Source organism: Enterobacter sp. MGH 4, assembly GCF_000534735.1.
In the GTDB taxonomy this organism is placed as follows: domain Bacteria; phylum Pseudomonadota; class Gammaproteobacteria; order Enterobacterales; family Enterobacteriaceae; genus Enterobacter; species Enterobacter intestinihominis.
The window spans coordinates 2001928-2012397 of the sequence record NZ_KI973289.1 but is presented as its reverse complement, the minus strand read 5'-3'; the positions used below and the strand labels follow the sequence as shown (position 1 = coordinate 2012397).

Annotated in this window: 10 protein-coding genes and 1 tRNA gene; 4 read left to right on the top strand and 7 right to left on the bottom strand. The window is 55.0% G+C overall.

Going from position 1 to position 10470, the window contains the following annotated elements; all coding sequences use genetic code 11:
* Window positions 1-19: 19 nt before the first annotated feature.
* From L350_RS12895 to pnuC, 3 genes are all read left to right on the top strand, one after another.
* Window positions 20-95 (top strand) — tRNA-Lys (locus tag L350_RS12895).
* Window positions 96-425: 330 nt separating this feature from the next.
* Complete coding sequence (nadA, locus tag L350_RS12900) at window positions 426-1469, top strand: quinolinate synthase NadA (RefSeq protein ID WP_023299618.1); 1044 nt, start codon at window positions 426-428, stop codon at window positions 1467-1469.
* 22 nt (window positions 1470-1491) lie between these two features.
* Window positions 1492-2211 carry a nicotinamide riboside transporter PnuC gene (gene pnuC, locus L350_RS12905; protein ID WP_022647475.1) on the top strand — a complete coding sequence of 240 codons (720 nt, stop codon included), beginning with the start codon at window positions 1492-1494 and terminating at the stop codon, window positions 2209-2211.
* On the opposite strand, the gene zitB is transcribed toward pnuC, so the two are convergent.
* A complete protein-coding gene (gene zitB, locus L350_RS12910; RefSeq protein WP_022647476.1) occupies window positions 2208-3146 on the bottom strand; it encodes a CDF family zinc transporter ZitB in 939 nt (312 codons plus the stop codon). The genes pnuC and zitB overlap by 4 nt on opposite strands.
* A gap of 99 nt (window positions 3147-3245) precedes the next feature.
* Window positions 3246-3605, bottom strand: a complete 360-nt coding sequence (locus L350_RS12915; RefSeq protein WP_022647477.1) for a protein YbgS — start codon at window positions 3603-3605, stop codon at window positions 3246-3248.
* Window positions 3606-3909: 304 nt separating this feature from the next.
* On the opposite strand from L350_RS12915, the gene aroG reads away from it, so the two are divergent.
* Complete coding sequence (aroG, locus tag L350_RS12920; RefSeq protein ID WP_022647478.1) at window positions 3910-4962, top strand: 3-deoxy-7-phosphoheptulonate synthase AroG; 1053 nt, start codon at window positions 3910-3912, stop codon at window positions 4960-4962.
* A 60-nt stretch (window positions 4963-5022) separates the two neighbouring features.
* On the opposite strand, the gene gpmA is transcribed toward aroG, so the two are convergent.
* The 5 genes from gpmA to galE form a co-directional block, all read right to left on the bottom strand.
* Window positions 5023-5775, bottom strand: a complete 753-nt coding sequence (gpmA, locus tag L350_RS12925; protein WP_003858562.1) for a 2,3-diphosphoglycerate-dependent phosphoglycerate mutase — start codon at window positions 5773-5775, stop codon at window positions 5023-5025.
* A 273-nt stretch (window positions 5776-6048) separates the two neighbouring features.
* Window positions 6049-7092 carry a galactose-1-epimerase gene (gene galM, locus L350_RS12930; protein WP_032624643.1) on the bottom strand — a complete coding sequence of 348 codons (1044 nt, stop codon included), beginning with the start codon at window positions 7090-7092 and terminating at the stop codon, window positions 6049-6051.
* A complete protein-coding gene (gene galK, locus L350_RS12935; RefSeq protein WP_032624642.1) occupies window positions 7086-8234 on the bottom strand; it encodes a galactokinase in 1149 nt (382 codons plus the stop codon). The genes galM and galK overlap by 7 nt, the downstream gene beginning before the upstream one ends.
* A 2-nt stretch (window positions 8235-8236) precedes the next feature.
* Entirely contained in the window at window positions 8237-9283 is a 1047-nt protein-coding gene (gene galT / locus L350_RS12940; RefSeq protein ID WP_032624641.1) for a galactose-1-phosphate uridylyltransferase, read from the bottom strand.
* 9 nt (window positions 9284-9292) lie between these two features.
* The gene (gene galE, locus L350_RS12945) at window positions 9293-10309 is read right to left on the bottom strand and encodes a UDP-glucose 4-epimerase GalE (RefSeq protein ID WP_022647482.1); all 1017 of its coding nucleotides are present in this window, start codon (window positions 10307-10309) and stop codon (window positions 9293-9295) included.
* Between the last annotated feature and the right edge of the window lie 161 nt (window positions 10310-10470).

Here is a 10470-nt window from a genome sequence, read left to right as displayed (position 1 = left end):
TTGAAGTACATCCCGCAAGGGGTCGTTAGCTCAGTTGGTAGAGCAGTTGACTTTTAATCAATTGGTCGCAGGTTCGAATCCTGCACGACCCACCAATTTTAATGTCTTACTCAGATATTACACGTGAAGGATAACGTTGCTTTAGCAACGGCCCGAAGGGCGAGGCGAAGCCGAGTCATCCTGCACGGCCCACCAGTGTAGAAAGGCGCCCTAAAGGCGCCTTTTTGCTATCTTTCTTTCGCCAGTACCTTGTTGGTCGGGTAAGGCGAAGCCACCAGCCGACAAATGCTACCGGCATCAATTCCCGATGACATTCCCCCTCAAATTCGCTATCTTGTTTAGTATATAAAACACCATTGCCTCATTTTTGTTAGCGCATGCAAAACAAAGGCAATATTGTTAAGCCAGTAAAACGAGAAGCCATAATGAGTGTGATGTTTGATCCCGAAACCGCAATCTATCCCTTCCCGCCGAAGCCAGCTCCGCTAAGCCGGGATGAGAAGCAGTTCTATCGTGAAAAAATCAAGCGCCTCCTTAAAGAGCGTGATGCGGTGATGGTGGCGCATTACTACACCGACCCGGAAATTCAGCAGCTGGCGGAAGAGACGGGTGGCTGTATCTCAGACTCCCTGGAGATGGCGCGTTTCGGTGCTAAGCATTCAGCCTCCACGCTGCTGGTCGCGGGGGTTCGTTTTATGGGTGAAACGGCAAAAATCCTCAACCCGGAAAAAACGATTCTGATGCCTACGCTGAATGCCGAATGTTCTCTTGACCTCGGTTGCCCGATTGATGAGTTCACCGCCTTCTGTGATGCCCACCCTGACCGTACCGTGGTGGTCTATGCCAATACGTCTGCGGCGGTGAAAGCCCGGGCAGACTGGGTAGTAACGTCCAGTATTGCCGTTGAGCTGATTGAACATCTGGACAGCCTGGGGGAGAAAATCATCTGGGCGCCCGATCGTCACCTGGGAAACTACGTACAAAAACAGACCGGTGCGGATGTACTGTGCTGGCAGGGCGCCTGTATCGTTCACGACGAGTTTAAGACCCAGGCACTGACCAGGATGAAACGCTTATACCCGCAGGCCGCAATTCTGGTGCATCCGGAGTCGCCGCAGTCGATTGTTGAGATGGCGGACGCCGTCGGCTCAACCAGCCAGTTGATAAACGCGGCAAAAACCCTGCCGCACAAGCAGCTCATCGTGGCGACCGATCGCGGTATCTTCTATAAAATGCAGCAGGCCGTACCAGAAAAAGAGCTGCTCGAAGCGCCAACCGCCGGAGAAGGGGCGACCTGTCGAAGCTGCGCGCACTGCCCGTGGATGGCGATGAATGGACTTAAGGCGATAGCGGAGGGGCTGGAGATCGGTGGCGCAGCGCATGAGATCCACGTAGACGCCGCCCTGCGCGAAGGCGCGTTAATTCCGCTTAACCGTATGCTGGATTTTGCGGCTACACTACGTACTTAACTTATTACGCCCCGGAGAAAAAATGGATTTTTTTAGCACACAGAACATCCTGGTTCATATCCCGATTGGTGCGGGCGGCTATGACCTGTCGTGGATTGAAGCGGTAGGTACGCTGGCCGGTTTACTCTGTATCTGGCTGGCCAGCCTTGAGAAGATCAGTAACTATGCGTTCGGGCTGATAAACGTCACGCTGTTTGCGATCATCTTCTTCCAGATCCAGCTCTACGCCAGCCTGCTTCTGCAGCTGTTCTTCTTCGCGGCCAATATCTATGGCTGGTACGCCTGGTCGCGGCAAAACAGTCAGCAGGAGGCGGAGCTGCAAATCCGCTGGCTGCCGTTGCCAAAAGCCATTGCCTGGCTCGCGGCCTGCGTGGTGGCAATCGGCTTTATGACCGTCTTTATTGACCCGGTATTTGCCTTCCTGACGCGCGTGGCGGTCTCGGTCATGTCGGGTCTGGGATTAAACGTGACGATGCCTGAGCTTCAGCCTGATGCCTTCCCGTTCTGGGATTCCTGCATGATGGTGCTGTCGATTGCCGCAATGATCCTGATGACCCGTAAATACGTTGAAAACTGGCTGCTGTGGGTGGTCATCAACGTGATTAGCGTGGTGATTTTTGCCCGTCAGGGCGTTTATGCCATGTCGCTGGAGTATATGCTGCTGACCGTCATTGCCCTGAACGGTAGCCGCATGTGGATCAACAGCGCGCGTGAGCGTGGCTCTCGCGCGCTTTCCCGCTAATGATGATGCTCGTGTGAGTGGCCGGACTGCGCCTCGTTCAGGTGACAGTCTGGCCCGTTACAGGGCTGATACTCCATCTGGATGGTGGAGTGCGCAATTTCGTAGTGATGCTCAAGGAAGTGCCGAATACGTTCAAGCAACGCATCGTGATCGTGGGGCGGAATAACCTGAACGTGCAGCGTCATAAGCGGTTTCTCACCCACCAGCCAGACGTGAACGTGGTGAACGTTACGGACTTCAGGAATGGAACGACACAGATTGCGTTTTAGCTCGCCAATATCCAGCGACGTGGGAGCGCCTTCCAGCAGTTCATTCACGCTCTCTTTCAACAGCCGCCAGGCACTGCGTAATACAAGGCACGATACCAGCACGGAAAGAATCGGGTCGATGGGGGTCCAGCCCGTACCCATAATGATCAGCGCGGCGACGATGGCACCTACGGAACCCAGCAGATCGCCCAGCACGTGAAGCGCCGCGGCCCGTACGTTCAGATTTTTTTCGCTGCTGCCGCGGTGCAATATCCAGAATGCCAGAATATTGGCGACCAACCCGGCAATAGCAATCACCATCATCGTCGTTCCGGCTACCGGTTGTGGATGACGAAAGCGCTGAAACGCCTCCCAGACGATAAGAATGGTAATAACCACCAGTGCAATCGCATTCACGAACGCAGCAAGTGTGGTCAGTCTGAGCCAGCCAAAGGTGTGGCGGGCATTGGGAGGGCGACGGGCAAACTGCACGGCCAGCAGAGCAAACAGGAGCGCGGCAGCGTCGGTCAGCATATGCCCGGCATCGGCCAGCAGCGCCAGCGATCCGGAGATCAGTCCGCCTGTCACCTCAATAATCATAAAGGTGGCAGTGACGCCAAAAGCCAGCAGAAGCCGTTTGGCATTTTCATCGCCAGTGGAGTGGGAATGGGAGTGGGAGTGCGCCATGGTATCGTTCCTGATTTATTATTATTTTTAGTGTAGCGTTTTTAAGAGCTTAAATAAAAAAGGAGAGCATTCGCTCTCCCTCTTTTACCTTACGGAAGATTACTGGGTAGTACCGTCCGTTTTGGTATTGGCATCGCTGCCCACTTTGTCATTCGGGTCCGGGCATTTCCCGTCTTTACACATTGAGTTTTTGTGAACTTCGTCAGTGCTCATACCGTCATGGTTCATCGTGCCGGTATTCGTACCGCCGGTGTTGGTATTGCCCGTGTTGATATTACTGTTATCAACATTATTTGGCGCGATATTCTGTTTTGCATCCGGCGCAACCTGGCCCGCTTCGGCAGCGGCATTCGCGTCGCCGTTGCTGCCGGAGGAGCCTGTATCGGCTGCCAGTACGCTACCGCTTGCCAGGGTAAGGGTTGCCGTCAGGAAAAGCGTAGTCAGTTTCGTCATTTTCATCATGGTGCTCCTGTTCTTATCGTTACGCTGGATAACATTCTCCAACAGTGCATCTTGTTCAGTGGCGAAAGATCCCAGATTCCTGAATTATGTCAGGATGGAATCGCGTATAAATATCTAAAAACAGTCGTTACAAGTAAAAAGCTTAGGCGAGATCTCATTTTTCGCTATTTTGTTGCGTATTTTAGGCGAATTCCAGGAATTATCTGCGCGAAGTGTAAAAGCCCGTTTACACTTCGTGACCGACAAGTTAGATTGAAAGCATTGCTTTCATTACTAAAGATATGGCAGAGCCGGAAAGAAGATGAATTATCAGAACGACGATTTACGCATTAAAGAGATCAATGAGTTATTACCTCCCGTAGCGCTCCTTGAAAAATTCCCCGCCACCGAAAATGCCGCCAACACGGTGTCTCATGCCCGCAAGGCGATCCACAAGATCCTGAAAGGTAGCGACGATCGTCTTCTGGTGGTCATCGGACCGTGCTCCATTCACGATCCTGCTGCGGCCAAAGAGTACGCGTCACGTCTGCTCACCCTGCGCGAAGAGCTGAAGGGCGAACTGGAAATTGTGATGCGCGTTTATTTCGAAAAACCGCGTACCACCGTGGGCTGGAAAGGGTTGATCAACGATCCGCACATGGACAACAGTTTCCAGATCAACGACGGCCTGCGTATTGCGCGTAAGCTGCTGCTGGAGATTAACGACAGCGGGCTGCCTGCAGCCGGAGAATTCCTCGATATGATCACCCCGCAGTATCTGGCTGACCTGATGAGCTGGGGCGCTATTGGTGCGCGTACGACTGAATCGCAGGTTCACCGTGAGCTGGCGTCTGGCCTGTCATGCCCGGTGGGTTTCAAAAACGGCACTGATGGCACCATCAAAGTCGCTATTGATGCCATCAATGCGGCTGGCGCGCCGCACTGCTTCCTGTCGGTGACTAAGTGGGGCCACTCGGCTATCGTGAATACCAGCGGTAATGGCGATTGCCATATCATTCTGCGCGGCGGTAAAGAGCCTAACTACAGCGCAAAACACGTGGCGGAAGTGAAGGCGGGTCTGGAGAAAGCGGGACTGGCGCCGCAGATCATGATCGATTTCAGCCATGCGAACTCAAGCAAACAGTTCAAAAAGCAGATGGAAGTTGGTGCAGACGTTTGTCAGCAAATCGCCAACGGTGAACGCGCAGTGATTGGGGTGATGATTGAGAGCCATCTGGTGGAAGGCAATCAGAACCTGGAGGGCAGCGAGCCGCTGGTCTACGGTAAGAGCGTGACGGATGCCTGCATTGGCTGGGATGATACCGATGCGATCCTGCGTCAGCTGGCGGATGCGGTAAAAGCGCGTCGCGGTTAAGTTTATCGCGGGCAATAAAAAAGCGTGGATTGCTCCACGCTTTTTTTATGTCCGGCGAAATTACTTCGCTTTACCCTGGTTCGCCACGGCCGCCGCTTTTGCAGCGATTTCGTCGGCGTTACCCAGGTAGTAATGTTTAACTGGCTTGAAGTTTTCGTCGAACTCGTACACCAGCGGCACGCCGGTAGGGATGTTCAGCTCGAGGATTTCATCTTCACCCATGTTGTCCAGGTATTTCACCAGCGCACGCAGGGAGTTACCGTGAGCAGCGATAATGACGCGCTCGCCGCTTTTCAGGCGTGGCAGAATGGTTTCGTTCCAGTAAGGCACAACGCGGTCGATGGTCAGCGCCAGGCTTTCGGTCTGCGGCAGTTCAGCCTCAGTCAGCTTCGCGTAACGCGGATCGTGGCCCGGGTAGCGCTCGTCATCTTTGCTCAGCTCTGGAGGCGTGACCGCAAAACCACGACGCCACTGTTTAACCTGCTCGTCACCGTATTTTTCTGCGGTTTCTGCTTTGTTCAGACCTTGCAGCGCACCGTAGTGACGCTCGTTCAGTTTCCAGGATTTCTCAACCGGCAGCCAGGCCTGATCCAGCTCGTCCAGAATGTTCCACAGGGTATGGATGGCACGTTTCAGCACAGAGGTGTAAGCAAAGTCAAAGGTGAAGCCTTCTTCTTTCAGCAGCTTACCTGCCGCTTTTGCTTCGCTCACGCCTTTCTCAGACAGATCAACGTCATACCAACCGGTGAAGCGGTTTTCGTTGTTCCACTGGCTTTCGCCGTGGCGCACCAGGACAAGCTTAGTATTAGCCATTTCTTACTCCTCAAGCATTTTGAATGATAACAATTCTCATTATATTGCCGTGACTGTGCCAGCAGCAACGCTTAACCCTAACCATAGCGAAAATAGTTCGAGAGTGTAAGATGCATGTGAATCCAGGGTTATGATTTTGTCTGCGATCGCCGCTATTTTCAGCAAGCTGAGCGGAAAAAAGCCCTCGCGGTGAGGGCCAGGCTTTTTGCCGGATGGCGCTTCGCTTATCCGGCCTACATTCGTAGGCCCGTGCACGCGTAGCGCCGCCGGACATTATGCGCGCGGAATGAAATGATACTCTGTGACGCTTACGTACTCTTCACCCGGACGCAGCACACAGTCAGGCTGCGGCCATTCAGGATGGTTAGGACTGTCCGGCAGGAACTCGCTCTCCAGCGCCAGACCTTGCCAGGCGGCGTAGTCATTATGTTCACGCGCCGTGGTCCCCTCCAGGTAGTTACCGGAGTAGAACTGCAGGGCAGGGGCGGTGGTGTAGACCGTCATCTGTAACTTCTCATCCGCAGACCAGACCTGTGCGGCAGGTTGAGAAAGATCGCCTTTCGCCTGCAACAGGAAAGCGTGGTCGTAGCCTTTCACCTTGCGCTGATCGTCATCACTCAGGAAATCCTGGGCGATGGTTTTCGGCTGACGGAAATCAAAGCTATTACCGCTTACCGGTTTCAGCCCCTGATAAGGGATCCCCATCTCATCGACCGGCAGATACGCGTCCGCCAGGATCTGGAGTTTGTGGCTGCGGACATCGGTCTGATTGCCGTCAAGGTTGAAATAGGCGTGGTTAGTCAGGTTGACCGGGCACGGCTTGTCGACGATCGCGCGGTACTCAATGGCGATACGATTATCTTCGGTCAGGGTAAAGCGTGCGGTTGCGGTGAGATTGCCCGGGAAGCCCTGGTCTCCGTCGAGGGAGTCCAGAGAGAACCAGACCTCACCGTCATTTTGCTGCACAATCTTCCAGCGACGTTTATCAAACCCTTCCGGGCCGCCGTGCAGCTGATTTTCACCCTGGCTGGCAAGCAGGGAATAGGTTACGCCGTCCAGCGTAAACCGGCTTCTGGCGATGCGGTTGGCGTAGCGGCCTATGGATGCGCCCAGAAAAGCGGTCTGCTCGATATACTGCTCGGGCGATGCGCAGCCGAGCAGGGTTTCGCGCACGCTGCCGTCAGGCATTGGTACGCGGGCAGAAAGTAACGTTGCGCCCCAGTCCATCAGCGTAACCACCATCCCGGCGCTGTTGCGCAGGGTCAACAGGCGATACGGCAGACCATCCGGTGCGAGAGTAGGTGTTTCGTTTAGCACTGTCCGGCTCCTTGTGATGCTTTGCAGACATAGAAAGTTTCTTTGATGCCCGTTTTGGCTTCGTACTGCTTAGCCACCGCGTCCTGAATGGCAGGGACCAGCTCTTCCGGCACCAGGGCGACGACACAGCCGCCAAATCCACCCCCGGTCATACGCACGCCGCCTTTGTCGCCAATCGTGGCTTTCACAATTTCAACCAGGGTGTCGATTTGTGGCACGGTGATTTCGAAATCGTCGCGCATGGAGGCATGCGATTCGGCCATCAGCTCGCCCATCCGTTTCAGGTCACCTTTCGCCAGCGCGGAGGCGGCTTCTACGGTACGGGCATTTTCCGTCAGCACGTGACGCACGCGCTTCATGACAACCGGATCCAGTTCGTGGGCAACCTTGTTAAATTCGTCAAGTGAGACATCACGCAGGGCTGGCTGCTGGAAGAAGCGCGCGCCGGTTTCACACTGCTCGCGGCGGGTGTTGTACTCGCTCCCCACCAGGGTGCGTTTGAAGTTGCTGTTGATGATCACCACAGCCGCACCTTTTGGCAGCGGAACCGCTTTGGTTCCGAGAGAACGGCAGTCAATCAGCAAAGCATGTTCTTTCTTGCCCAGCGCGGAAATCAGCTGATCCATAATGCCGCAGTTGCAGCCCACGAACTGGTTTTCCGCTTCCTGACCGTTGAGGGCGATCTGCGCCCCGTCCAGCGGCAGATGATAAAGCTGCTGGAACACGGTGCCGACCGCCACTTCCAGCGATGCGGAAGAGCTTAATCCCGCCCCCTGCGGCACGTTGCCGCTGATCACCAGATCGGCCCCGCCGAAATTCTTGTTACGCTTCAGAAGATGCTTCACCACGCCGCGAACATAGTTCGACCACTGCTGGCTGTCGTGGGTCACGATCGGCGCATCAAGGGAAAATTCGTCAATTTCGTTGCCGTAATCCGCGGCGATCACTCGCACGTTACGATCTGAACGTTTCGTGCAGGCGATCACCGTCTGGTAGTCGATGGCACACGGCAGGACAAAACCGTCGTTATAGTCGGTGTGCTCGCCGATCAGATTAACGCGGCCTGGCGCCTGGATAATATGGGTGGCAGGGTAGCCAAATTTTTCAGCAAACAGGGATTGTGTTTTATCTTTCAGACTCATTTTTAAACTCCTGATTCGCGGTAATGGACGTCGCTAACGGCACGCAGGCGTTCTGCCGCCTGTTCCGCCGTCAGGTCGCGCTGGGTTTCCGCCAGCATTTCATAGCCCACCATGAATTTACGTACCGTCGCAGAACGCAGCAGCGGCGGATAGAAGTGTGCATGTAACTGCCAGTGTTGATTCTCTTCGCCGTTAAACGGCGCACCGTGCCAGCCCATGGAGTAGGGGAAGGAACACTGGAACAGGTTGTCGTAGCGGCTGGTCAGTTTTTTCAGCGCCAGGGCAAGGTCGTCTCGCTGGGCGTCGCTGAGGTCCGTAATACGCTGAACATGGGCCTTTGGCAGCAGCAGCGTTTCAAACGGCCACGCCGCCCAGTAAGGGACTACCGCAAGCCAGTGCTCGGTTTCCACCACAGTGCGGCTGCCGTCCGCCAGTTCACGCTGGGTGTAATCCACCAGCATCGGCGAACCGTTCTGGGCGAAATAGGCTTTTTGCAGCCGGTCTTCACGTTCGGCTTCGTTCGGCAGGAAGCTGTTCGCCCAGATCTGGCCGTGCGGATGCGGGTTAGAGCAGCCCATCGCCGCGCCTTTATTTTCAAATACCTGCACCCACGGATAGGTCTGGCCCAGCTCCGCCGTTTGCGCCTGCCAGGTGCTGACCACCTCTTTCAGCGCCTCAACGCTCAGCTCCGGCAGCGTTTTGCTGTGATCGGGAGAGAAGCAGATCACGCGGCTGGTGCCGCGGGCGCTTTCACAGCGCATCAGCGGGTCGTGGTTTTCCGGCGCGTCCGGCGTGTCGGTCATCAGCGCCGCAAAATCGTTAGTGAAAACGAAGGTGCCCTTGTAGTTCGGGTTTGTATCGCCCGTCACGCGCGTGTTGCCCGGACAGAGGAAGCAGTCCGGATCGTGCTGCGGCAGCGTCTGTTTGGCAGGCGTCTCTTGCGCCCCCTGCCAGGGGCGCTTGGCGCGATGCGGTGAAACTAAAATCCATTGCCCGCTGAGCGGGTTAAAACGACGATGCGGGTGATCGACGGGATTGAATTGTGTCATGACAAATCCTTAATCCGGATAACCCTGCGGATGGCGTGACTGCCAGTGCCAGGTATCCTGTGCCATTTCATCAAGCGTGCGGGTAACACGCCAGTTAAGCTCTTTATCCGCTTTGGTGGCATCGGCCCAGTAAGCCGGGAGGTCGCCATCACGACGCGGCGCGAAGTGATACTTCACTGGCTTGCCGCAGGCTTTACTGAAGGCATTCACCACATCCAGCACGCTGCTGCCGACGCCGGCGCCGAGGTTGTAAATATGCACGCCCGGTTTATCCGCCAGCTGCTGCATCGCCGCCACGTGGCCGTCGGCCAGATCCATCACGTGAATGTAATCGCGCACGCCGGTGCCGTCTTCGGTGGGATAATCGTTACCAAAAATCGCCAGGGAGTCGCGACGCCCTACGGCAACCTGCGCGATATACGGCATCAGGTTATTTGGAATGCCCTGCGGATCTTCACCCATGTCGCCTGACGGATGCGCGCCAACCGGGTTGAAGTAGCGCAGCAGCGCGATGCTCCACTCAGGCTGGGCTTTTTGCAGGTCGGTCAGGATCTGCTCTACCATCAGCTTGCTTTTGCCATACGGGCTTTGCGGCGTACCGGTCGGGAAGCTTTCAACGTAAGGAATTTTTGGCTGATCGCCGTAGACGGTCGCGGAAGAGCTGAAGATAAAGTTTTTAACGTTCGCCGCACGCATGGCGGAGATTAGACGCAGGGTACCGTTGACGTTGTTGTCGTAGTACTCAAGCGGTTTTGCTACCGATTCGCCCACCGCTTTCAGGCCCGCGAAGTGGATAACGGTTTCAATCGCGTGATCGTGAAGGATTTCAGTCATCAATGCTTCATTGCGGATATCGCCTTCCACGAAAGTCGGCTGTTTACCCGCAAGGCGTTCAATGACCGGCAGCACGCTGCGCTTACTGTTGCACAGGTTATCAAGAATGACGACATCGTGGCCGCTTTGCAGAAGTTGTACGCAGGTATGACTTCCTATGTAACCGCTACCACCTGTTACCAGAACTCGCATATTTCGCTCCATTAGGCTTATGGTATGAATTAACCATAGCATATCAGAGACGCGAAAAGTGTGACATGGGATAAAATAGTGGTATCGTTTACACTGGTTTTCACAGGCGCTTTTTCACAGACTGAGTGCATTGTAGATCAAAGAGATAGAGATGTATTGTT

Coding starts and splice junctions, on each gene's coding strand:
- galT (WP_032624641.1), bottom strand. CDS start 9,283: ATGACACAATTCAATCCCGTCGATCACCCGCATCGTCGTTTTAACCCG.
- galE (WP_022647482.1), bottom strand. CDS start 10,309: ATGCGAGTTCTGGTAACAGGTGGTAGCGGTTACATAGGAAGTCATACC.
- L350_RS12915 (WP_022647477.1), bottom strand. CDS start 3,605: ATGAAAATGACGAAACTGACTACGCTTTTCCTGACGGCAACCCTTACC.
- galK (WP_032624642.1), bottom strand. CDS start 8,234: ATGAGTCTGAAAGATAAAACACAATCCCTGTTTGCTGAAAAATTTGGC.
- gpmA (WP_003858562.1), bottom strand. CDS start 5,775: ATGGCTAATACTAAGCTTGTCCTGGTGCGCCACGGCGAAAGCCAGTGG.
- nadA (WP_023299618.1), top strand. CDS start 426: ATGAGTGTGATGTTTGATCCCGAAACCGCAATCTATCCCTTCCCGCCG.
- pnuC (WP_022647475.1), top strand. CDS start 1,492: ATGGATTTTTTTAGCACACAGAACATCCTGGTTCATATCCCGATTGGT.
- aroG (WP_022647478.1), top strand. CDS start 3,910: ATGAATTATCAGAACGACGATTTACGCATTAAAGAGATCAATGAGTTA.
- zitB (WP_022647476.1), bottom strand. CDS start 3,146: ATGGCGCACTCCCACTCCCATTCCCACTCCACTGGCGATGAAAATGCC.